The organism is Rhodococcoides fascians A25f (assembly GCF_000760935.2).
In the GTDB taxonomy this organism is placed as follows: Bacteria; Actinomycetota; Actinomycetes; order Mycobacteriales; family Mycobacteriaceae; genus Rhodococcoides.
This window is the reverse complement of record NZ_CP049744.1, coordinates 3,677,606-3,699,180: the sequence shown is the minus strand read 5'-3', so window position 1 is coordinate 3,699,180 and position 21,575 is coordinate 3,677,606. Positions and strand designations below refer to the sequence as shown.

Below are 21,575 nucleotides of genomic sequence, written 5' to 3'. Positions count from 1 at the left end.
GGCGCGGCGCGGTCGACCTCGAGCCTGGAACAATGGCCGGGTGACTGCAACGATTCTCGATGGCAAAGCGACCCGTGACGAGATATTCGTCGATCTCACCGCCCGCGTGGCAGCGCTCCGTGAGAGGGGCATAACCCCAGGGCTGGCCACCGTCTTGGTGGGAGACGACCCGGGTTCTGCGGCGTACGTCCGGGGCAAGCACAACGACTGCGCCAAGGTCGGGATCACCTCGATTCGTCGTGATCTGCCCGCCGACATCACCCAGGCCGATCTCGAGGCAGTGATCGACGAACTCAACGCCAACCCCGAGTGCACCGGATACATCGTGCAGCTGCCGCTGCCGAAGCATCTCGACGAGAATGCTGCTCTGGAGCGGATCGATCCGGACAAGGACGCCGACGGTCTGCACCCGATCAACCTCGGCCGTCTGGTGCTCGGTAAGGATGCTGCGCTGCCGTGCACGCCGCGTGGCATCGTGCACCTGCTGCGTCGCTACGACGTGGCCCTCGACGGCGCGCACGCGGTGGTCATCGGCCGCGGCGTCACGGTCGGTCGGCCTATCGGGCTGTTGCTCACGAGACGGTCGGAGAACGCCACGGTGACGTTGTGCCACACCGGAACTCGCGATCTTGCCGCCGAGGTCTCCCGCGCCGACATCATCGTTGCCGCCGCTGGAGTTCCGGGATTGATCACCGCGGACATGGTCAAGCCCGGTGCTGCCGTCCTCGATGTCGGTGTGACCCGCACCGAGGACGGATTGCGCGGGGACGTCGCCGACGGTGTTGCCGAGGTAGCAGGTTTCCTCTCGCCCAACCCCGGTGGTGTCGGACCTCTGACGCGAGCCTTCTTGCTCACCAACGTCGTCGAGCGTGCCGAGCGCACCGCAGCCGAGAGCTGAGCGATCCGAGGATGAACGCCGCCGAGGATTCGCGAGCCGAATCCGACCAGGGATTTCGTGCAGCGGTAGCGCGTAACCTACCGATCGTCGCGGTGTCGGTCGTCGTGCTTGCCGCGCTGGTTCTGGTGCTGGCGGATCGCTGGCGGCGCGGCGCGTTCATCTTCGGATGTGCGGCGCTACTGGCCGCGGTGCTGCGATTGTGCCTGCCCGAATCTCGGGTCGGAACCCTGAGCGTGCGCAGTCGTGGATTCGACGTGCTCGCGTTGGGCTGCGTAGGCGGAGCGATCGTGTTCTTGTCGCTGTCGATCGACCCACTGGGCACCGACTGATACCAGGAGCGGACCCTGGGGGGGAGCCCAGGGCCCGTCGGTGTCAGCGGCGTCCGAGGCGAGCGAGTTCCATCGTCTCGGCGAGCAGTTTCGCCACCGAGTCGGCTTCGGTCAGGAAGCCGTCGTGACCGTCGCGAGATTGGATCACTTCGAGTCCACGGCACTGGGGGAGTTCGCGAGCGATCTCCTTCTGCAAGCGCAGTGGATACAGACGATCCGAATCGACGCCGCCGACGATGGTCGGAACCGGTACCGACGCAAGAGCTTCGGCTACACCGCCGCGGCCACGACCCACATCGTGACGGTTCATTGCCTCGGTGAGTAGGACATACGTCGCCGCGTCGAATCGATTGACCAGCTTTGCGGCCTGGTGCTCGAGGTAGCTCTGTACCGAGTAGCGACCGCCGGCCCACGGATCCTCGTCGTTCTGCGCAGAGTTGCCGAACCGAATGTCGAGTTCGCTCTCGGTGCGATACGTCAGATGCGCAATGCGTCGTGCGATACCCAGTCCGGCCGTCGGAGATGTTCCGGTGGCGTGGTAGTTGCCGCCGAGCCAACCCGGATCCGCCTTGATCGCGGCGATCTGCGTTGTCTGCGTGCCGATCTGGTCGGCTGTTGCCCGGGCTCCGACTGCCAGAACCAGTGCCGCTGCCACTCGATCGGGGCGACTGACGATCCATTCCAGGGTGCGCATGCCGCCCATCGAACCGCCGACGACAGCGGCGAAGCGGTCGATGCCCAGGGCGTCGGCGACGGCTGCCTCGGCGGCGACCTGGTCGCGGATGGAGATCTCGGGGAACGTCGAACCGTACGGTGTGCCGTCGGGCGAGATGCTGCTCGGTCCGGTGGTGCCGCCGCACCCGCCGAGCACGTTGGTCGCCACTACGCACCACTCGTCTGTGTCGATAGGGCGCCCGGGTCCGACCATTCCGTTCCACCAACCGGGCAGTGCATGATCTGCATCCGGCGGGCCGGACACATGCGAATCGCCCGTCAGGGCATGTTCGACGAGCACGACATTGCTGCGGTCGGTGGCGAGTTCGCCCCACCGTTGCACTGCCACAGTGACCTGGGGGATGCGAGCGCCGTTCTCGAGATCGAGACCGCCGATGTCGATGGTGCCCAGCCGCCCGTCCGGAGACGGAAGAACCGCCTCCGGACGAACGCCTGTGTCGCAGCTGTGACTCAAGATGCCGCCGCGCTGAAGCCGACCTCGAGATCGGCGATGATGTCGTCGATTCCTTCGATTCCCACGGCGAGACGAACCAGACCCGGCGTCACTCCCGATGCCAACTGCTCTTCGGGAGTCAGTTGGGAATGGGTGGTGGACGCGGGATGGATGACGAGTGAGCGCACGTCTCCGATGTTAGCGACGTGACTGTGCAGTGTGAGCGCGTTGACGAACTTCTTGCCCGCGTCCACTCCGCCCTTCAACTCGAATGCGACGATCGCACCCTGCCCCTTGGGCAACAACTCCTGGCCGCGTCGGTACCACGGCGACGATTCGAGTCCGGCGTAGTTGATCGAGACGACGTCGTCGCGGCCGGCGAGGAACTCGGCCACCTTCTGTGCGTTCGCCACGTGCCGCTCGATTCGGAGGCTCAACGTCTCGATACCTTGGCTGATGAGGAAGGCGTTGAACGGGGAGACCGCCGCACCGATGTCACGCAGCAACTGCACGCGTGCCTTCAATGCGAATGCAGGCGCGCCGAGATCTGCGAAGACCACACCGTGGTAGCTCGGGTCCGCGGTGGTGAAGTTGGGGTGACGGCCCTGCGTCCAATCGAAGGTGCCACCGTCGACGATGACGCCCGCGATCGCCGTGCCGTGCCCGCCCAGGTACTTGGTCGCCGAATGCACGACGATGTCGGCACCGTGCTTCAACGGCTGTAGCAGGTACGGCGTCGCCACCGTGTTGTCCACGATCAACGGGATGCCGTTCTCGTGGGCCACCGCCGAGATGCCGGGGATATCGAGAATGTCGTTCTTCGGGTTGGAGATCGACTCGCCGTAGAAGGCCTTGGTCGACGGCGTGATCGCGGCTCGCCACTGCTCGAGATCATCGGGATCGTCGACGAACGAGACGGTGATGCCCAGCTTGGGGAGCGTGTAGTGGAAGAGGTTGTACGTGCCGCCGTACAGCCGCGGGCTCGAGACGATGTGGTCGCCTGCCTCCGCGAGATTGAGAATCGCGAACGTCTCGGCCGCCTGACCCGACGCGAGCAACAGCGCCGCGACGCCACCCTCGAGAGCGGCGATGCGCTGCTCCACGACGTCCTGGGTGGGGTTGATGATGCGGGTGTAGATGTTGCCCGGCTCTGCGAGTCCGAACAATGCGGCCGCGTGATCGGTGTTGTCGAACGTGTACGAGGTGGTCTGGTAGATCGGCAATGCACGGGCGTTGGTAGCGCCGTCCGGGGTCTGACCCGAGTGGATCTGCTTGGTCTCGAAACTCCAGTTGGCCGCCGGGTCGGTGAACGGATCCTCGGTGGGTGCTCCGGTGGCGTCGACGATGTCGGGGGTCGAATCGGTCATGGCTGGTGATACTCCGTTTTCTGAAACGAGTCTGTCTAAGACGAATCGAATGTCGAATGATGCTCGAGAAGTCGAGCGTTACGGGGCGTATCGGTACAGCAACACATGCGAGAACCTCCTGACAGGCCTCGGCCCCAGGAGGCCGAAGATTCAGTGGGTCCGCTGCCTGCGGACCCGCGCTTGTCGATTCGGCACTCGGCGTGCCGGATCGGCCCGGTCGTTCACCCGGGGCACCCCACCGCGGTTGGAGGGTTGCCGGCCAGCAAGCCGGGGCTCGATGCTGGCACTCATGACCTGGCGAAGATCTTAGCGGGTGCGGACGTGTCACAGGAACAAGGGCTCGGTGCGGCGGCCGGTGGAACTCGAGCAGATGCTCGGGTGAGGACAATCACCGCGCTGCGACTCGAAAACAGGTTGCCCGAGGGAAGACAATGGTCGGGTTGGCTGTTCTCTTACTCGGTTGCGCTCTGCTGAATCGATTCGGCCGGCCACCGTTCTTGTTGCTCCATTCCACGATCGAAACGAAGGTAGTACCGCTGTGACTGTCACCGATTCCGCTCTTTCCCGAGTCAGCGCTGTGCGCGGCAAGGTCTCGAGTGGTCTGAGCGTCAGTCATCGACCGCACTCGACCCGTCGCAGGCTCGCCATGTTGGCCCTGTCCATCGGCGGCTTCGGCATCGGCACCACGGAATTCGCGTCGATGGGCTTGCTGCCGGACATCGCCACCACGATGGGGATCTCCGAGCCCTCCGCGGGCCACATGATCTCTGCCTACGCGCTCGGCGTCGTGGTCGGTGCGCCCACCATCGCTGCCCTGGCTGCGCGCGTTCCCCGGCGGATGTTGCTGCTGGTGTTGATGGTCGCCTTCACTCTGGGCAACCTCGGAACGGTATTCGCACCCAGTTTCAACGAGCTCGTCGCCTCGCGATTCGTCGCGGGCCTGCCGCACGGTGCGTACTTCGGAGTGGCCGCGCTGGTGGCTGCCCACCTCGCCGAACCAGGTAAACGAGCCAAAGCCGTCGCGATGGTGATGATGGGTCTCTCGGTCGCCAACGTCGTCGGCGTACCGGTGGCAACCTGGATCGGGCAGGCGCTGGGTTGGCGCAGCGCGTTCGCTCTCGTGGCGGTCATCGGTGCCCTCACCGTCGCCGCGCTCGCTGTGTGGATGCCGCGACTCGACGCCATGCCGACCACCAGCCCCATCACCGAGCTCGGTGCACTGCGTCGCAGCCAGGTGTGGATGACCCTGTTCGTGGGCATCGTCGGATTCGGTGGCATGTTCGCGGTGTACACCTACATCGCGTCGACGTTGACCGATGTCGCCGGTCTCGCTCGCGCGCTCGTTCCGGTCGCCCTGATGATCTATGGACTCGGAATGGTCGCCGGCAACTACGCCGGTGGCTGGCTGGCAGACCGGTACCAGCTCAAGGGCACCTTCGTCGGGCTGGCCGCAACTGCAGTGTTCCTGGCGCTGTTCGTGGCAGCGGCACACAATCCGATCACTGCTCTGCTTCTGGTGTTTCTGATCGGCGCATCCGGCTCCTCGGTGGTTCCCGGTCTGCAGACGAGGTTGATGGACGTGGCCGAGGACGCCCAGACGCTGGCCGCATCGCTGAACCACGCCGCATTCAACCTGGCCAATGCCATCGGTGCGGCAGTCGGTGGCGCCGTGATCGCCGCCGGCTTCGGCTACACGGCACCCGCCGCTGTCGGCTCCGGCCTGGCGGTGGCCGGTCTCGGTGTGCTGGCCACCGCCAAGTGGATGGACAAGCGCGCGGCCGCACAGTAGGCCGCCCGGTCCTGTCAGCTGGTGATCGTCGCTGCCGTTCCGCCGAGTGCTTCGGTCAGCGCTGGGGTCAGCTTGTCGATGACGTACGGCAGGCTCAGCACGCTGGTGAAGTAGATCGCACCGGCCGTCACCCCGTCGGTGAAGACCAGGTTGCCGTCCTGCACCGGCTTCAGTGCGTTGTACACCGCTTCTTTCTCCAACTGGGCGCGGTCGCCGGGCCCTTCGGTTCCCCAGATCAACACGTCGGCGACGTTCAGTACAGACAGGTTCTCCAGCGGAATACTGGCCTGAGCGCTACCGTCGGCCGGAACGTACGCGTCGATGTCGTCGGGGATCGCGAATCCGAGCTTGGTGAGAAAGTCTGTGCTCAGTCCGTCCTGGTACGCAATCGCCTTGCCCTCGTAGAACGCGTTCTGCAAGAAGATCGCCTTCTTGCCGGCAAACTCGGGGTGTGCGGCAGCGGCGTCCGCGAACTTCTGGTTCACTCCGTCGATCAACGCATCGACCTCGGTCTTCTGGCCCAGTGCGCGTCCGATCTTCTCGGCCTGGACGTCCCATGGCTCGAAGTAGGCGGTCGACGCGTCGGACTGCGCGAGCGTCGGTGCGATGTCGCTGAGCGTGTTGTACGTGTCCGCCGTCAGGCCGGCATTGGTGGCGATGATCAGATCGGGCTCGAGTGCGGCAATCTTCTCCGTCTCGAATCCATCGTCGTTCGAGAGCACTTCTGGCTGCGCGTCGCCCAGCGCTGCCTGAGCCCAGGGCCAGGTTGCGTACGGCTGTTCGCCGTACCACTCCGTGACGCCGACGGGTATGACGCCGAGCGCCAGCACGGTGTCCTGCTCGGTGTACCCCGCCACGACGATGCGAGTGGGTTCCTCGGGAACGACGGTCTCACCGAACGCGTGCTCGATCGTGACCGGAAATGCGGACGAGTCGGACGAGGAGCCCGTGTTCGCCCCTCCGGCAGGCGACGCCTCGTCACTCGAGTTCGAGCAAGCACTGAGCAGTCCTGCGGTGGTCAGCGCTATCGCGCACACCGCAAGAGTCGTACGTAGTGGTCGGAAGTGCATCGAGACGCCTTTCGGGAGGGTTGGCTAACAAACGGAAGGATAGCCGACCCTAAATTGGACGTGCGGCCGAGTTCGGGATCGACCCGACGGTCCGGCTCGAACCTTCACCGAACCTCCACATTTCCCGACGGACTCCTCCATCTGCGCCCTCTAGGGTCAGTTCTCATGAGCCGCACAGTTCTCGTCGTGGACGACGAGCCCACGATCTCCGAGGCCGTAGCGGCGCGACTCCGCGGCGAGGGGTACCAGGTCGTCACCGCAGCCGACGGGCCCGCCGCCGTCGAGGCCTGTGCGCGATTCGATCCCGACCTCGTGGTTCTGGACCTGATGCTGCCCGGTTTCGACGGGCTCGAGGTGTGCCGCCGCATTCAAGCGTCACGGCCGGTGCCGGTGTTGATGCTGACGGCCAAGTCCGACGAGACCGACATGCTCGTCGGCCTGGGCGTCGGCGCGGACGACTATCTGGGCAAGCCGTTCAGCATGCGAGAGTTGGTCGCTCGCGTGCACGCGCTGATTCGCCGCGCCGAGCGATCGGCGACCGCCGAGACCCACTCCGTCCGTATCGGCGACCTGCAGATCGATCACCGTGAACGACGCGTGTCCAACGAATCCGGCGACATCCATTTGACCAGAACGGAATTCGACATCCTAGCTTATCTCGCTGCTCGTCCTCGTACCGCGGTCTCTCGCGAGACCCTGCTGTCGCAATTGTGGGGCTGGGACGATTCCGCGAGCAGTCGAACCGTCGACTCTCACGTGAAAGCATTGCGCCGCAAACTCGGTGGCGATCTCATTCGTACGGTGCACGGTGTCGGGTATGCCGTGGAGTCGCCGCGATGATGCGCGTGCTGCCGCGCCCGCTGGATCCCTTGCGCTCGTTCAAGCTCAAGGTGTCGTTCGTCGTGGGCACTGTGTTGGTGTTGGCCAGTGTCGTCTTCTGGATCGGGGCGGGTTGGCAATTTCGCTACACACTGCTCGCGGCGCTCGTGGTCTCCTTGGCCGCAACACAATTCGTCGCGCACGGAATGACGTCGCCGCTGCGCGAGATGACCTCGGCGGCCAAGGCGATGGCGCGTGGCGACTACTCGAAACGCGTGCGGGCCACCTCGCGGGACGAGGTGGGAGAGCTCGCCACCGCATTCAACACCATGGCAGACGATCTGGAAGCCGCAGAAAAGTATCGCCGTGAACTGATCGGCAACGTCTCGCACGAGTTGAAGACGCCCATCGCTGCCCTGCAGGCCGTGCTCGAGAACATGGTCGACGGGGTGACCGACGCGAATCCCACAACGCTGTCGGTGGCGCTGAGTCAGACCGAGAGACTCGGTGATCTGGTCAGCGAACTGCTCGACCTGTCGCGGGTGGAGGGCGGTGTTCTCACCATTGCCCCGGAGGAGTTCGCGGTGCGGCAATTCCTCGAGGATGCGACCTCCGTTCACCGTGAACGAGTGTCGATCGTCGTCTCGCCCGCCGATTCGACCGTCGTGGCCGACCGATCTCGCATGACCCAGGTGATCACCAACCTCGTCGACAACGCCGTGCGGCATTCCCCATCTTCGAGCACCGTGACACTGCGGGCCCATCGAATCGTCGGAGCGTATGCATTCGACGTCGTCGACCAGGGCCCCGGTATTGCGCTCGCCGATCGCCATGCGGTGTTCGATCGGTTCACTCGCGGCGGATCCACCGACGGCGGAACAGGTCTCGGCCTCGGCATCGCCCGCTGGGCCACCGAACTGCACGGTGGAACCATCGAAGTTCTCGACAGCGAGTTCGGCTGCCACATCAGAGTGGCCATCCCCGAGCATTGACTTTCTCGATCCATCCGAACCGCGACTGCTCGTCTCCGGACTGCAGCCGCCGACCTTCCATGCCCGAAACACAGAAAAGGGACGAGCCATGAGCACGATCGACATTCCGATTCATCCGAGAACGAAGCACGGGCGCTTTCCCTGGGGGCCGCGCACCTGGCCGGTGCTGCGGTATTCGCAGCCCCCTCGTGCGGCGCTCATGGGGTCGGCTCTTGCTGGACTGATCGGTGCCGTGACGTTGGTGGACAACACGTTCGGTGTGCTGATCACTGCCGTGACCTTCGTGGTCGTTGTGCTTGCAGCACGCAGCGGCAGGCTATCGCGGTGGGAATGGGCCGGCGTGGCAGGAGTGCTGGCACTGGCGAGTGTGTCTGCACTGCGAGCGGCCGAGTGGATCGTGACGATGTCGACGACGCTTGCCATCGTGGTCGCGGTGGTGGCGCTCTCCCGTGCCTGGACGTGGACGGGAATCGCACTCGGCGCTCTCTTGCCGTTGTTTCTGCCGGTGCGCGTGGCTCGGTGGACCCGACGCGGAGCCGGTTCGATCGATCTGGAGGGGCCGCGGCCGGTGCGGATCGGCATGGTGGCCGTCGTGACCGTTGCGCTCTGCGTCGTGTTCGCGGCGTTGTTCGGTGCGGCCGACAAGCGGTTCGCGGATGCACTGGGCGCGGTGACGCCCGAGTTCGACGCCGCATCGATCGTCGGACGCACCCTCGTCTTCGTGCTCACCGCAGCAGGTGCGCTGGCCGTGGCGTACGTTGCCCTGCATCCGCCTCGGTTCGATCGCCTCGCACCGTCGCCGCGTCGAACACTGCAGTTGTGGGAGTGGATGGTTCCCCTGGGGGCGGTGGTGGCGCTGTTCGTCGTCTTCGTCGGTTTCCAGGTGCCGACGCTGTTCGGCGGCCAGGGGCACGTTCTGACCACCGAGGGTCTGACCAACGCCGAGTACGCGCGGCAGGGCTTCTGGCAGTTGCTCGCGGTGACGGTGCTGACTTTGCTCGTCATCGCAGTCACCGTGACCAAGGCCGAGCGCATCGCCCGGCGCGACCGGATTGCGTTGCGTGCCCTGTTGGGCGTGCTGTGTGTCTTGTCGATGGTGATCGTGGCGTCGGCGCTGCATCGAATGTCGTTGTACGAGGAGCAGTACGGGTACACCACTCTGAGGTTGTTCGTCACGGCCGTCGAGTGGTGGCTGGGATCGGTGTTCGTGCTCCTGCTCGCCGCTGGTGTGCGGATGTCGGGTCGCTGGATTCCACGAGCAGTGGGCGTAGGGGCCGTACTCACCGTGCTCGCATTGGCGGCCCTGAATCCCGATGCGTACATCGCGCGTCACAACGTGGAGCGATTCGAGCAGACCGGGCGTATCGATGTCCGCTACCTGAGTGGGTTGTCGTCCGACGCCGACGCGGAGCTCGATCGATTGCCCGATTTCACACGAGCGTGTGTGCACGGCCGCGGCCTGGCGCGAGTGGGCAACGCATGGCAACAGTGCACAGACCCGTCGGTATCTGTACCCTGAGCAACGACTCGGATCAGCGGCACACCAAGGAGGTGGGGGATGGGATACCAGAACTTCGTCGTCACCTCGCTGCTTCTTCTGTCGCTGCTGCTGACGACGCCGGCCGGAACAGCGGACGTTGCACTCGTTCTCGTTGCCGCACTGGCGGTCCTGATGGTGCTCGCGCACCGTGTCGATGTACTGACGCTCCTACGCCGGCTGACGAACGTCGGACCGACTGCCGAGGATCGTCATCTACGAGGTGCGTTCCGACGTCAACACCGCCCGGATGCCCCGGGCCGTCCGCAGCCACGAGCACCCGGTGCCCTGGTGGGGGCACTGTAGCTCGAAAGTTCCCCCACGCCTTCGCAATCCGTTGTCCGCGAGGCTGTCGCAAGGAACCGAAGATGCTCGTATTTCGATCACACGCATGTCGCCTGGCTGTTCGACGCCACGCAATCACACTCGTCGGCATCATTGCCGTCCTGCTCGTCGTCTTCACCGTTGTCGATGCGCAACCCGCCGCCCAGATCGCGATGTTCGGTGCGTTGGTGGCCGCATCACTGCTGACCTTCGGCGCGCCGGTCGATATTGGGGCGGTCGCACCACAGTCGACGTCCGCCGGAGCTGCGGACGGCCGACGTCTTCGAGGATCCTTCCGTAGGCAGGAGCACCCCGACACTCCCGGCCGCCCCATGCCGAGAGCGCCCGGTTCGGTCTTTCGACCGGATCGGTGGCTCGTATTCTGCTGAGTCACTGCGAGATCCGGTCGAGACGCCTTCCGACCGACTTTCTCTCACAGTGAGGTGCTCCACCATGCTCGATTTCGTCTACTATCCCGTCTCCGCAGTCCTCTGGTTCTGGCACCGAGTCTTCGGCTTCGTGCTCGGACCCGACAACGGCTTCGCCTGGGCATTGGCGGTGATCTTTCTCGTCTTCACTCTGCGAGCGGTGTTGATCAAGCCGTTCGTCAGCCAAATTCGTTCTCAGCTCCTGATGAAGCAGCTGAAGCCCCAGCTCGAGGCCGTCCGGAAGAAGCACTCGGGGGACCGGGCTCGCCTGGCCACCGAAACGCGGAAGCTGCAGCAAGAACACGGATTCAATCCCTTGATGGGATGTCTGCCACTGCTTGCACAGGGCCCGGTCTTCATCGGTCTGCTCCACGTGCTGCGCTCGTTCAACCGAACCGGTACGGGATTCGGGCACCTCGGTATGACGGCGCAGGAGAATGCGAACACTGCGAACTACGTCTTCAGTGCCGCCGATGTGCAGTCCTTTCTCGACGCACGGCTCTTCGGTGCGCCGATCTCTGCTGCCATCAACAGCTCTCGGGAAGTGCTCGAAGCGTTCGGTCCGTTCGGGGGAGTGCCGTCGATATGGAGCATCGCGTTCGTTGCGGTCCCGTTGATGATCGTCGCCGCGGTTGCCACCCATCTGAACTCCCGGGCATCGATCGCCCATCAGGATGCAGCGGCAGCTGCCAATCCGCAGACGGCGATCATGAACAAGCTCACGCTCTGGGTGTTCCCGGCGGGAGTACTCGTCGGCGGCCCGGTGTTGCCGGTCGCGGTGCTGCTGTACTGGGTCAGCAACAACATCTGGACGTATGCCCAACAGCACATCGTCTACCGGCGGATCGACCGTGAGCCGGTGGTAGTGCGGGAGGTGACATCGGTGGTCACCGCTCCGAAGCCCGGGGCCAAGCCCAGGCGGCGGTAACGGGCCAGTGCCGCCGACAGAAGGCGACCTGCAGTCTGTCGGTGGTCACCGCTCCGAAGCCCGGGGCCAAGCCCAGGCGGCGGTAACGGGCCAGTGCCGCCGACAGAAGGCGACCTGCAGTCTGTCGGTGGTCTCCGCTACCGTCGTCGGCGTGCCGATCACAATTTCCACAGTCAACGTCAACGGAATACGCGCTGCTGTTCGCAAGGGCATGCTGCCGTGGCTGGAGGCCACCGATGCCGACGTCATCTGCCTGCAGGAGACCCGGGCCAACGACGGGGAACTGACCAAGGCGCTGGCTTCGGCTCTCGATGCGGGGTGGCACCTTGCGTCGGCCGAGCCGTCGGCGAAGGGACGCAACGGCGTGGCGTTGCTGTCCAAGGCAGCGCCCGACGCGATTCGCACCGGAATCGGCGCTGCCGAGTTCGCCGACGTCGGTCGTTACATCGAAGGCGATTTCGGAGATGTCACCGTGGCGAGCCTGTACCTGCCGTCGGGCGAGGTGGGTACCGACCGCCAGGACGAGAAGGAACGCTTCATGACCGCGTTCGCGAAGTACCTGAGCAAGTCGGCCAAGGCAGCGAAGACCGCCGACCGGGACGTGGTGGTGTGCGGCGACTGGAACATCGCCCATACCGAGGCCGACTTGAAGGCGTGGAAGACGAACCGCAAGAACTCGGGGTTCTTGCCGGAGGAACGTGAGTGGGTGTCGCGGTTGCTCGCCGAGAAGGCGCCGTGGACCGATGTCGTTCGGGCGTTGCACCCAGAGGTCGAGGGTCCGTACAGCTGGTGGTCGTATCGCGGGAAGGCGTTCGACAACGACGCCGGTTGGCGCATCGACTACCAATTGGCCACGAGTGATCTGGCCGAGCGCGCCAAGGAAGCGATCACCGAGCGCGCCGTGGCCTACGACCAGCGATGGTCGGATCACGCACCGGTGACAGTGCGCTACCGCTAGAGCGGAGCCTGCGGAGTGACCCGTGTTGGCTAGGCAAGAGCCAGGTGTCGATGGGTTCGTGAAAAGATTGCACCATGTCTTCTCCCGACTCCATCGACACTCCGCAGGGTCCGCGTCGGCGGGTGCTCTCCGGCATCCAACCGACGGCCGATTCGTTCCATCTCGGCAATTACCTGGGTGCGGTGCGGAACTGGGTGGAGTTGCAGGACGAGTTCGATGCGTTCTACTTCATCCCGGATCTGCATGCCATCACTGTTCCGCAGGATCCCAAGGAGTTGCGTCGTCGCACCAGAGTGGCTGCGGCGCAGTTGCTCGCGGTGGGCATCGATCCGGAGAAGTCGACGCTGTTCGTACAGAGTCAGGTGCCCGAGCACGCGCAGTTGGCGTGGGTCCTCAATTGCATCACCGGGTTCGGTGAAGCAGCGCGGATGACGCAGTTCAAGGACAAGTCTGCCAAGCAGGGTCGCGATCACACCAGCGTCGGACTGTTCACCTACCCGATTCTGCAAGCCGCCGACATCCTGCTCTACCGTCCGAATCTGGTTCCGGTAGGCGAGGATCAGCGTCAACATCTCGAGTTGACTCGTGATCTGGCGCAGCGCTTCAACACGAGGTTCAAGAAGACATTCGTCGTTCCCGACGCACACATCATCAAGGGCACCGCGAAGATATTCGACCTGCAGGATCCCACCGCGAAGATGAGCAAGTCCTCGTCGAATCCGGCGGGCATCGTCAACATCCTCGACGATCCGAAGGTGTCTGCGAAGAAGATTCGCTCGGCGGTGACGGACAACGAACGCGACATCGTGTTCGATACGGAGAACAAAGCCGGGGTCAGTAATCTGCTGGTCATCCAGTCTGCTCTCTCGGGTACGAGCATCGAGGATCTCGTGGCCGGATACGCGGGCAAGGGATACGGAGACCTCAAGTCCGATACCGCCGAGGTACTGACCGAGTTCGTCGTTCCGTTGCGTGAGCGGATGGACGGGTTCATGGCCGACGTCGCCGAACTCGATCGCATCCTCGCGGCTGGGGCGGATCGAGCCAGAGAAGTGGCGAGTCGAACGCTCGCTCAGGTGTACGACCGGGTGGGTTTCCTGCCTCCCGGCGCATAGCATTTACGACACACCGGGTTTCGTTGCGCAGCGATGCGGCAACACCATCCGACAGCGGCCGACGACAGCGAGAAGGTGAGCGCGATGCCCGATTTCAAGGCCATGCTCGACGACCGGCGCGCCCGGTGGCCCTGGCTCGATCACACCGTCGTTGCGGCGCAGCGTTATCAAGGTCAGAAGGGTGACTACTACGCGGCCGGTATGACGTATTTCAGTGTGCTGGCGTTGTTTCCGCTGCTGATGGTCGCGTTTGCGGTCGCAGGCTTCGTGCTCGTGAACCAGCCCGAGTGGCTTGCCGAGATCCAGTCGCAGATCGCGGAGAACGTGCCGGGGAGCTTCGGCGAAACGATCAGTTCTCTGATCGAGACGGCCATCGAATCGCGCACGAGTGTCGGCATCATCGGTCTGCTCGGTGCCTTGTACGCCGGTCTCGGGTGGATCGCCAACCTTCGTGAAGCGCTGACCGCCATGTGGGAGAGCCAGCACGAGCAGGGTGGCTTTCTGGCGACCAAGGCCAAGGACTTCGCTGCGTTGCTGGGGCTCGGGACCGCACTGGTTCTTTCGCTCGCCCTCTCGGCTCTGGCCGGCGGCGGCGTCATGCGCAGCATCCTCGAATGGGCGAATCTCGACTCGGTACCGGGAGTGGGAATTGCACTGCGCATATTCTCGGTGCTCCTCGCGCTGGCGGGCACCTGGGCCCTGTTCACTTGGGTGATCTCGCGCCTGCCGCGTGAACCGGTGTCGTGGCGCAGCGCGGCCAAAGGTGCTTTGCTGGCCGCAATCGGGTTCGAGATCTTCAAGCAGCTCGGTGCCCTCTATCTGGCGTCGGTGACCAGCGGTCCTGCGGGCGTCGTCTTCGGACCTATCATCGGTCTGTTGGTGTTCGTGTTCACGACTTCACGGCTGGTGCTGTTCTCCACGTCGTTCGCTGCCACGACTCGCGAAAGCCTCGCCGAAGCCCACGTTCCGGCACCGGAACCGGCGGTGATCAACACCAGGGTCGAGGTCAGTGAAGGTCCCGGTGTGACAGGCGGGTTGGCGCTGGTGGGTGCGGGTGTACTCGCCGCGGTCGGAGTCGCGGGACTGCGTAACCGGCGCCGCTGAATGCCTCGCGACGGCGGACGACCGAAGGCCTGATCAGCGGTTGCGGGAAAGTCTGCGCGCGCCCCACAGCAAGCCGATCACCACGATCGCACCGATGACTCCGATCGAGATACGGACAACGGTGTCGCCCTGGGCCTGCATCTCGGACTGGCGGGAGCCCGACCCCGATGCAGTCGCGGGTGGCTGGGCGAGAGTCGGCGTGGCCCCGCTCGCTCGTGTACTCGTCACCGCCGATGTCGACTGCGGTTCGACGAGATCACCGACGGTGTCGTTCGGATCCATGGCGAACCCGTAGTCCAGCAGCCGCGCCGCCTGCTCCCACGGACGTATCGGCAGCACATCGCCCTTCATGATCGTCACCACGAGGCGTCGGCCATTGCGTTCGGCCCCGGCGACGAACGTCTGCCGGGCGTCGTCGGTGTATCCGGTTTTTCCTCCGAGGGCACCCTCGTAGTTGTAGAGCAGCTGGTTGTCGTTGGAGAGTGCGAAACCGGGTCTGTCCTGATCCTCCGGGATCGCAGGATCTTTCGGGTAGCCCGGAAACTGCACGGTCTCCGTCGAAATCAGTTGCGCGAACGTCGGATTGCGCATGGCCTCGCGGAAGATAAGAGCGAGATCGTAGGCGGAACTCGCCATCCCGGGCCCGTCGAGACCCGACGGCGTGGCCGTGCGCGTGTCGAGTGCGCCCAGCTCTGCCGCCTTGGCATTCATCTTGTCCACAGTGGCGGCGTCCCCGCCGAGTTGAGTCGACAACGCGTGCGCCGCATCGTTTCCCGATGCCATCACCAACCCCTGCATCAATTGCAGATTGGTGTAGACGCCGTTCTTTCCGATGCCGACGGCACTGCCCTCGGCTTCGGCATCCTCGGCGGTTGCGGTGATCTGTGTGCTCGGATTCAGCTCGTCCAGTGCGACGAGGGCCAGCAGGGTCTTGATCGTGCTGGCCGGTCGGTACCGTCCGTGTGGATCTTTGGCCGCGAGAACCGCCCCCGAGTCCATGTCCGCCACCACGAACCCGGTCGCGGAGATATCCGCCGGTAGTGGGGGAGCACCGTCCGGCAATACCACTCCGCACTCGGCGAGGCGATCGCCGCCGACCGCGTCGGCTGGGATCGGAAGTGGTTGCGGTGCAGTACTTCCAGGGGCCGGCACCTCGGACAGGTCGATCGCCGGGGGAGGTGACGCGGCGTACGGGCAGCTGTCTGTGTCCGGCGTCGTGAACGGCGGTGTCGTCGTCGGAACCGGCGGCTCGGCGGCAGGCTGTGCCGAGGTCGCGCCGGCTCCGAGACCGACGAGGGCGAACACCATCGCCGACGCAGCCATAGAACTTCTGATCCTTTTCATCGCGAATCACCATAGGCGTTCCGCAGTCGGTCGACGCCGCGACTCACCGGCGAAGCGCTCTCGCGCGTCCGGTGGCGGTTCTGCACCACTGTCCATCGCTGAATCGGCCGGCCCCGCTGATGGGTAGGCGTCCGCCGCCAGTATGAGAACTCGCTCATGTTGTGCTCCTTCGCTTCTCACGTTCGACAGCGATCGTTGAGTCATCACCGAAAAGGTGGCCTACAGAACTCGGATTCAAGGAGCAGCCATGAGAATGCCAGGAAAGTTCGTATTCGTCGGTGCAGCAGCCGTTGTACTCACCCTCGGAAGCGTCGGCGCACTCGCGATCGCCGACGACGACCCCACCCAGCAGCGTCCGTCCTCGATCTCGGTGGAACAGCGGCTGCCTGTGGCCGATCCGGCTCCAGTCCAGCCGGCGGCCCCAGCGCAGCAGCCGACACCCACACAGATCCCGGACGACCGCTTCGACGATGACTGGGACGACCGCAACGATGACCGTGACGACCACAACGACCGTGACGAATGGGACGATCTGAACGACGACCTGGACGACCGTGACGACTGGGACGACCACAACGACGACCTGGACGACGACAACGACGACTGAGACTCGGGAGTGGCGTCGGCACCGGCCGACGCCACTCATGTCTCGGACAGTCGGTATCCCATTCCGCGGACGGTCTCGATTCGTGCGGCACCGAATTTCGCCCGAAGATAGCGGACGTAGACGTCGACGACATTGGAGCCCGGGTCGAAGTCGTAGCCCCACACCTGCGACAGGAGTTGCTCTCGCGAAAGGACCTGGCCGGGGTGGCGCATGAAGGTCTCGGCCAAGGCGAACTCACGGGCCGACAGGTCGACGGTTCGGTCTCCCACCACAGCTCGCCGGGTGCGCAGGTCGAGGGTGAGATCGGCGACCGTGAGCTGCGTGGTGTCGACGGTTCGTTTGGTGCCCAAGCGAACTCGGATACGGGCGAGCAGTTCCTCGAAGCGAAACGGCTTGGCCATGTAGTCGTCGGCACCGGTTTCGAGACCGGACACCACGTCCTGAACGCTGTCGCGGGCAGTCAACACGATGATCGGTATCTCGCACTGCTCTCCGCGGAGGCGGTGCAGGACCTCGAAGCCGTCCATGATCGGCAGACCGATGTCGAGCACCACCAGATCGAAGTCGCCGCTTCGGGCGTGTTCGTAGGCGGACCTGCCGTCGGATACCGTCGTCGTGCTGAATCCACTCGCTCTGAGCCCCTTGTGAACGAACGAGGCGATGCGGGGTTCGTCTTCGGCGATCAGGATGCGTGCCATGGTCGGTCCTTCTGCGGGGCAACGGAATCGGTCAATGGAATGGTGATAGTGAACGTGGCACCGTGGCCCGGTGCGCTGCCGACACTCACCCGTCCGCGGTGGGCTCGAGCAATTGCGGTGACGATGGACAATCCGAGCCCGGCCCCCTCGGTGCGTCTGGTTCCGTTGCGACCGCGGGCGAAGCGCTCGAAGATCCGTTCCTGCTCGTCGCGCTCGATCCCCTGGCCCGAGTCGGTGACCCAGAACCGGATGTCACCGTCGGACAGTTGCGATCCGATGCCGACGCGACTGCCGGGCATCGTGTGGTGAGTTGCGTTGTCCGCCAACGCCAGCAGAGCCTGAGTCAGGCGTTGTGCGTCGAGCGGAGCGTGGACGGTTGCGCTCGCCTCCAGCACCCATTCCCGGTCGGCGAGAGTGGTCACCTTGTCGAACACGCTTCGAGTGAGCGCATCGACATCGGTGACCACAGGCGTGACGAAGCTCGTCTGGTCGGCCCGGGTGAGTAGCAACAGGTCGGCGACGAGTCGGTTCATCCGGTCCAGTTCGTCGTCGACGAGCGCGACGGTGTCGCGAACATCGGCGGCGTCGCCGTGGTCGAGCACATCGAGATGACCGCGGACGATGGTGATGGGAGTGCGGAGTTCGTGGCCGGCGTCGTCGAGGAATCGGCGTTGACTCGCCGCGCCGGACTCGATTCGGTCGAGCATCGAGTTCAGTGTGTCGACCAGGGCTCCGATGTCGTCGCCTCGACCCGTCGTTCTCGCGTCGGTGATCCGACCGGACAGGTCGGTTTCGTTGATCGTTCTGGCGGTGGCGGTGATGTGTCTGATCGGGGACAGGATGCGACCCGCAACGAACCATGCGCCGATCGCCGCGAGAACCGAGGTGACGCCGCCGACGACGAGCATCAAGGTTGCGGTCTCGTCTGCCGAGGCACGTTCCTGATCGGCGAAGTAGGCGGCAACCACCACACCCGGCACCGGGTCGCCCGCCAACGAGACCGGCACAGCGAGGTACAGCACTTCGCCTGCCGCGCTCGAATAAGAGCCTTCGACCGGCGCGGTGACAGAGCCGACCTCAGCGGTGAAGCCGCCATCGTCGGACAGTCGTACCGGTGCCTGCTGCCTGCTCTGTACCGCGAATCGTCCGTCCACGTACCCCAGGAACTTCTCGTTGGGGCGAGCGAGGTTGTAGGTGATCACCACTCGGAGCACGTCGTTGATGCCGTCGAACGGTTCGCCGGTTCCGGGATCGACGCCCGCATCGGTGAGGGTGGTGAACTCGGCGATCTCGGTGCGCAGCGATTCGCGCATGCGGTTGTCGGTCGCGCGGATCATCAGCAGCCAGGTGGTGACGGTGACGGCCGCCAGCGACACCAGCACGAGCAGCAGTACCCACGAGAAGATGCGGCTGCGGGCGCTCGTCGGGCGCAGTGCGTGCAGTCGGGTCCGCATCACGTGGTCGGTCTCGCAGCGGGGTCAGTCGTCGTCATCGTCATCCCAGTCGTCGTCGAAGTCATCGTCCCAGTCCGCGGGCGGCAGTGGCGGCGGGGGCACGAATCCGTCCGGTGCCACCGGCAGCGGAACCACGGCGGTGGGAGCGCGATTCCCCGTCCCCGGTGCAGGGGTAACGGGTTGCGGGGTACCCGGGGCGGATTGCGCGGGTGCGGCGGGTGCGACGATGGGTGCGGGCAACGGGGTCTGCTCGCCCGTGGATCGCGTCGTCAGCAAGGCCGTGACGAGAACGGCGAGCGTGAGCAGTCCCAGGGCCGAGACGATGATGGTTCGCACACAACCGAGTCTGACGACGGCGGATTGTGGCTAGGTGAATCGGAGATGAGAGTTCTCTCATGTGGTCCGAGGTCCGCTGGTGCGCACACCGGTTGTATTGCCTGACGAATAATCGTCGAAGATGCGTGACGAGTACCCATCGTTTCTTACAGTGATCAGGTCGGCGGCTCGGATTCGTCGGTGTTCGAGAGCCGGTTGTTGGAAAGGGAAGTGCAATGAGGTTTCGGCAAAGGCGCGGGCAGATCGCGGTCGTCGCGGTCTGTGCGGTCGCGGCACTGACTGTCGCTGCCTGTTCGAGCACCGGTGGTGCTCCTCGCTCGTCCGACGACGGAAACAATGCGGGCGTAGCCGACACACCGGCGGCGACGATAGCGATGATCACGCACGAGGTTCCCGGCGACACCTTCTGGGATCTGGTGCGCAAGGGTGCCGAAGCCGCGGCAGCGAAGGACAACATCGAGCTGCGCTACTCCGCAGATCCCGAAGCGCCCAACCAGGCCAACCTCGTCCAGAGTGCGATCGATTCCAAGGTCGACGGCATCGCGGTCACGCTGGCGAAGCCCGACGCGATGGCCCCTGCAGTCGAGACAGCCACTGCCGCGGGCATTCCCGTGGTCGCGTTCAATTCCGGCTACGACTCCTGGAAGGACATGGGAGTCCAGCAGTACTTCGGCCAGGACGAGACCATCGCCGGCCAGGCTGCGGGCGCCCGCCTGACCGCGGACGGTGCTCGCAAGACACTGTGCATCATCCAGGAGCAGGGTGCAGTGTCGCTCGAGGCGCGATGCGCAGGCGTCAGGCAAGGCTTCACCGGAGGCACCACCGAGATCCTCAACGTCAACAGCAAGGACATGCCGTCCGTGGAATCGACCATCACGGCCAAGCTGCAGCAGGATCCGACGATCGACCACGTCATCGCCCTCGCCGCTCCGATCGCTCTGACTGCGGTGCAGTCCAAGACCAATGCGGGAAGCGACGCCACGATCGTCACCTTCGACACCAATGCTGCACTGGTCGATGCGATCGAGTCCGGCGATGTGGCGTGGGCGATCGATCAGCAGCCGTACCTGCAGGGCTACTTGGCGATCGACTCGCTGTGGCTCTACCTCAACAACGGCAACACGATCGGCGGCGGCACCCCGGTGCTGACCGGACCCGCGTTCATCGATTCGACCAACATCGACGCGGTCGCCGAGTACGCCCGTAACGGCACACGCTGAGTGCATCGCCTCGGCGCGGAAGGAACATCATGCCCACACAGGCCGATCCGGCTCTGTCGAAACACACCGTGATCACGGACGAGCGCGTTACGAAGCAAAAGCCGTTGCAGCGCTTGCTGATCCGTCCGGAGGTCGGCGCCCTGTTCGGCGCGGTCGCCATCTTCGTCTTCTTCTGCATCGTGGCACCACCGTTTCGATCGCCGGAGGCTCTCGCGACCGTGCTGTATGCGTCCTCGACCATCGGCATCATGGCAATCGGGGTGTCGTTGTTGATGATCGGCGGCGAGTTCGACCTCTCCACCGGTGTTGCAGTGACCTTTTCGTCCATCATGGCGTCGATGTTGGCCTACAACCTGCATCTGAACGTGTGGGCCGGCTCTGCGTTGGCACTGCTCTTGGCGCTGTCGGTCGGCGTGTTCAACGGCTATCTGGTGATGCGGACCAAAATCCCGTCGTTCCTGATCACGCTGGCGTCGTTCTTGATGCTCACCGGCATCAATCTCGCCGTCACCAAACTCGTCACCGGTCAGGTTGCCACCCCGTCGATCTCGGATATGGAGGGATTCGATTCGGCCAAAGCTGTGTTCTCGTCTTCGTTCTCGGTATTCGGAGTGTCGATCCGAATCACCGTCGTGTGGTGGATCGTGTTGACGCTGGCAGCAACCTGGGTGTTGATGAGAACTCGTACCGGCAACTGGATTTTCGCCGTCGGCGGCAATCAGGAATCGGCGCGAGCCGTCGGGGTGCCGGTCACGAGGGTCAAGATCGGCTTGTTCATGTTCGTCGGCTTCTGCGCCTGGTTCGTCGGCATGCATCTGCTGTTCGCCTTCGACACCGTGCAGTCCGGCCAGGGCGTCGGCAACGAGTTTCTCTACATCATCGCCGCAGTCATCGGCGGGTGCTTGCTCACCGGCGGATACGGAACAGCCGTCGGCGCATTCATCGGCGCATTCATCTTCGGCATGACCAATCAGGGCATCGTCTATGCCGGGTGGAACCCCGACTGGTTCAAGTTCTTTCTCGGCGCGATGCTGCTGTTCGCCGTGATCGCCAACAACTCATTCCGCAACTTCGCGGCGAAAAGGTAATC

The 21,575-nt window shown here is 64.5% G+C and carries 22 protein-coding genes and 1 riboswitch; of the genes, 15 read left to right on the top strand and 7 right to left on the bottom strand.

Annotated features, from left to right (window positions below; genetic code table 11):
- The first annotated feature begins 40 nt into the window (after positions 1–40).
- Together BH93_RS17420 and BH93_RS17415 are read left to right on the top strand one after the other, a co-directional pair.
- On the top strand, positions 41–898 hold the full coding sequence (locus BH93_RS17420; protein ID WP_032376817.1) for a bifunctional methylenetetrahydrofolate dehydrogenase/methenyltetrahydrofolate cyclohydrolase: 858 nt from the start codon (positions 41–43) through the stop codon (positions 896–898).
- An 11-nt stretch (positions 899–909) separates the two neighbouring features.
- Positions 910–1,227 (top strand): DUF3017 domain-containing protein, encoded by a 318-nt coding sequence (locus BH93_RS17415; protein ID WP_052057976.1) that lies wholly within the window; start codon positions 910–912, stop codon positions 1,225–1,227.
- A gap of 43 nt (positions 1,228–1,270) precedes the next feature.
- Here BH93_RS17415 and metX read toward each other — a convergent pair whose 3' ends face one another.
- Both metX and BH93_RS17405 read right to left on the bottom strand, forming a co-directional pair.
- Positions 1,271–2,416, bottom strand: a complete 1,146-nt coding sequence (gene metX / locus BH93_RS17410; RefSeq protein ID WP_052065702.1) for a homoserine O-acetyltransferase MetX — start codon at positions 2,414–2,416, stop codon at positions 1,271–1,273.
- Positions 2,413–3,762, bottom strand: coding sequence for a bifunctional o-acetylhomoserine/o-acetylserine sulfhydrylase (locus tag BH93_RS17405; RefSeq protein ID WP_080730450.1), 1,350 nt, complete (start codon positions 3,760–3,762; stop codon positions 2,413–2,415). The genes metX and BH93_RS17405 overlap by 4 nt, the downstream gene beginning before the upstream one ends.
- A 171-nt stretch (positions 3,763–3,933) precedes the next feature.
- Positions 3,934–4,057, bottom strand: a riboswitch (SAM riboswitch).
- A gap of 351 nt (positions 4,058–4,408) precedes the next feature.
- Between BH93_RS17405 and BH93_RS17400 the strand changes: the two genes are divergently transcribed.
- Entirely contained in the window at positions 4,409–5,551 is a 1,143-nt protein-coding gene (locus BH93_RS17400) for an MFS transporter (RefSeq protein WP_037177109.1), read from the top strand.
- Between the two features lie 14 nt (positions 5,552–5,565).
- On the opposite strand, the gene BH93_RS17395 is transcribed toward BH93_RS17400, so the two are convergent.
- Entirely contained in the window at positions 5,566–6,621 is a 1,056-nt protein-coding gene (locus tag BH93_RS17395) for an ABC transporter substrate-binding protein (protein WP_080739217.1), read from the bottom strand.
- Between the two features lie 165 nt (positions 6,622–6,786).
- Here BH93_RS17395 and BH93_RS17390 point away from each other — a divergent pair, with 165 nt between their 5' ends.
- The 9 genes from BH93_RS17390 (at position 6,787) to yhjD (ending at position 14,826) form a co-directional block, all read left to right on the top strand.
- A complete protein-coding gene (locus BH93_RS17390; protein WP_032376819.1) occupies positions 6,787–7,461 on the top strand; it encodes a response regulator transcription factor in 675 nt (224 codons plus the stop codon).
- Entirely contained in the window at positions 7,461–8,432 is a 972-nt protein-coding gene (locus BH93_RS17385; protein ID WP_080739254.1) for a HAMP domain-containing sensor histidine kinase, read from the top strand. The genes BH93_RS17390 and BH93_RS17385 overlap by 1 nt, the downstream gene beginning before the upstream one ends.
- Positions 8,433–8,520: 88 nt before the next feature.
- Entirely contained in the window at positions 8,521–9,951 is a 1,431-nt protein-coding gene (locus BH93_RS17380; protein WP_052065704.1) for a DUF4153 domain-containing protein, read from the top strand.
- A gap of 39 nt (positions 9,952–9,990) precedes the next feature.
- A complete protein-coding gene (locus BH93_RS17375) occupies positions 9,991–10,275 on the top strand; it encodes a DUF6412 domain-containing protein (protein WP_052065707.1) in 285 nt (94 codons plus the stop codon).
- A 62-nt stretch (positions 10,276–10,337) separates the two neighbouring features.
- Positions 10,338–10,682, top strand: coding sequence for a DUF6412 domain-containing protein (locus BH93_RS17370; protein ID WP_052065709.1), 345 nt, complete (start codon positions 10,338–10,340; stop codon positions 10,680–10,682).
- A 64-nt stretch (positions 10,683–10,746) separates the two neighbouring features.
- Complete coding sequence (yidC, locus tag BH93_RS17365) at positions 10,747–11,649, top strand: membrane protein insertase YidC (RefSeq protein WP_037176677.1); 903 nt, start codon at positions 10,747–10,749, stop codon at positions 11,647–11,649.
- Between the two features lie 151 nt (positions 11,650–11,800).
- A complete protein-coding gene (locus BH93_RS17360; RefSeq protein WP_080739255.1) occupies positions 11,801–12,607 on the top strand; it encodes an exodeoxyribonuclease III in 807 nt (268 codons plus the stop codon).
- Between the two features lie 74 nt (positions 12,608–12,681).
- The gene (gene trpS, locus BH93_RS17355) at positions 12,682–13,722 is read left to right on the top strand and encodes a tryptophan--tRNA ligase (RefSeq protein WP_037176679.1); all 1,041 of its coding nucleotides are present in this window, start codon (positions 12,682–12,684) and stop codon (positions 13,720–13,722) included.
- A gap of 84 nt (positions 13,723–13,806) precedes the next feature.
- Positions 13,807–14,826 carry an inner membrane protein YhjD gene (gene yhjD, locus BH93_RS17350; protein ID WP_037147980.1) on the top strand — a complete coding sequence of 340 codons (1,020 nt, stop codon included), beginning with the start codon at positions 13,807–13,809 and terminating at the stop codon, positions 14,824–14,826.
- 33 nt (positions 14,827–14,859) lie between these two features.
- Here the strand turns inward: yhjD and BH93_RS17345 are convergent, their stop codons facing one another.
- Entirely contained in the window at positions 14,860–16,149 is a 1,290-nt protein-coding gene (locus BH93_RS17345) for a D-alanyl-D-alanine carboxypeptidase family protein (protein ID WP_277950831.1), read from the bottom strand.
- 268 nt (positions 16,150–16,417) lie between these two features.
- Between BH93_RS17345 and BH93_RS17340 the strand changes: the two genes are divergently transcribed.
- Positions 16,418–16,777: a hypothetical protein gene (locus tag BH93_RS17340; RefSeq protein WP_037176683.1), complete on the top strand. Its 360-nt coding sequence runs from the start codon at positions 16,418–16,420 to the stop codon at positions 16,775–16,777.
- A gap of 35 nt (positions 16,778–16,812) precedes the next feature.
- Here BH93_RS17340 and BH93_RS17335 read toward each other — a convergent pair whose 3' ends face one another.
- The 3 genes from BH93_RS17335 to BH93_RS17325 are packed head-to-tail and all read right to left on the bottom strand — an operon-like array spanning position 16,813 to position 19,265.
- Entirely contained in the window at positions 16,813–17,475 is a 663-nt protein-coding gene (locus tag BH93_RS17335) for a response regulator transcription factor (protein ID WP_037176685.1), read from the bottom strand.
- Positions 17,460–18,929 carry a sensor histidine kinase gene (locus tag BH93_RS17330; protein WP_080739218.1) on the bottom strand — a complete coding sequence of 490 codons (1,470 nt, stop codon included), beginning with the start codon at positions 18,927–18,929 and terminating at the stop codon, positions 17,460–17,462. Before BH93_RS17330 ends, BH93_RS17335 begins: the two co-directional genes overlap by 16 nt.
- 24 nt (positions 18,930–18,953) lie before the next feature.
- Positions 18,954–19,265: a hypothetical protein gene (locus BH93_RS17325; protein WP_052065713.1), complete on the bottom strand. Its 312-nt coding sequence runs from the start codon at positions 19,263–19,265 to the stop codon at positions 18,954–18,956.
- A 215-nt stretch (positions 19,266–19,480) separates the two neighbouring features.
- Between BH93_RS17325 and BH93_RS17320 the strand changes: the two genes are divergently transcribed.
- The gene (locus BH93_RS17320; protein ID WP_037176687.1) at positions 19,481–20,485 is read left to right on the top strand and encodes a substrate-binding domain-containing protein; all 1,005 of its coding nucleotides are present in this window, start codon (positions 19,481–19,483) and stop codon (positions 20,483–20,485) included.
- Positions 20,486–20,514: 29 nt separating this feature from the next.
- A complete protein-coding gene (locus BH93_RS17315) occupies positions 20,515–21,573 on the top strand; it encodes an ABC transporter permease (protein ID WP_032404730.1) in 1,059 nt (352 codons plus the stop codon).
- Positions 21,574–21,575: the final 2 nt, after the last annotated feature.

Coding starts and splice junctions, on each gene's coding strand:
- BH93_RS17335 (WP_037176685.1), bottom strand. CDS start 17,475: ATGGCACGCATCCTGATCGCCGAAGACGAACCCCGCATCGCCTCGTTC.
- BH93_RS17320 (WP_037176687.1), top strand. CDS start 19,481: ATGAGGTTTCGGCAAAGGCGCGGGCAGATCGCGGTCGTCGCGGTCTGT.
- yhjD (WP_037147980.1), top strand. CDS start 13,807: ATGCCCGATTTCAAGGCCATGCTCGACGACCGGCGCGCCCGGTGGCCC.
- BH93_RS17375 (WP_052065707.1), top strand. CDS start 9,991: ATGGGATACCAGAACTTCGTCGTCACCTCGCTGCTTCTTCTGTCGCTG.
- BH93_RS17395 (WP_080739217.1), bottom strand. CDS start 6,621: ATGCACTTCCGACCACTACGTACGACTCTTGCGGTGTGCGCGATAGCG.
- BH93_RS17315 (WP_032404730.1), top strand. CDS start 20,515: ATGCCCACACAGGCCGATCCGGCTCTGTCGAAACACACCGTGATCACG.
- BH93_RS17380 (WP_052065704.1), top strand. CDS start 8,521: ATGAGCACGATCGACATTCCGATTCATCCGAGAACGAAGCACGGGCGC.
- BH93_RS17340 (WP_037176683.1), top strand. CDS start 16,418: ATGAGAATGCCAGGAAAGTTCGTATTCGTCGGTGCAGCAGCCGTTGTA.
- BH93_RS17415 (WP_052057976.1), top strand. CDS start 910: ATGAACGCCGCCGAGGATTCGCGAGCCGAATCCGACCAGGGATTTCGT.
- BH93_RS17385 (WP_080739254.1), top strand. CDS start 7,461: ATGCGCGTGCTGCCGCGCCCGCTGGATCCCTTGCGCTCGTTCAAGCTC.
- BH93_RS17370 (WP_052065709.1), top strand. CDS start 10,338: ATGCTCGTATTTCGATCACACGCATGTCGCCTGGCTGTTCGACGCCAC.
- BH93_RS17330 (WP_080739218.1), bottom strand. CDS start 18,929: ATGCGGACCCGACTGCACGCACTGCGCCCGACGAGCGCCCGCAGCCGC.
- BH93_RS17390 (WP_032376819.1), top strand. CDS start 6,787: ATGAGCCGCACAGTTCTCGTCGTGGACGACGAGCCCACGATCTCCGAG.
- BH93_RS17345 (WP_277950831.1), bottom strand. CDS start 16,149: ATGGCTGCGTCGGCGATGGTGTTCGCCCTCGTCGGTCTCGGAGCCGGC.
- trpS (WP_037176679.1), top strand. CDS start 12,682: ATGTCTTCTCCCGACTCCATCGACACTCCGCAGGGTCCGCGTCGGCGG.
- yidC (WP_037176677.1), top strand. CDS start 10,747: ATGCTCGATTTCGTCTACTATCCCGTCTCCGCAGTCCTCTGGTTCTGG.
- BH93_RS17400 (WP_037177109.1), top strand. CDS start 4,409: ATGTTGGCCCTGTCCATCGGCGGCTTCGGCATCGGCACCACGGAATTC.
- BH93_RS17405 (WP_080730450.1), bottom strand. CDS start 3,762: ATGACCGATTCGACCCCCGACATCGTCGACGCCACCGGAGCACCCACC.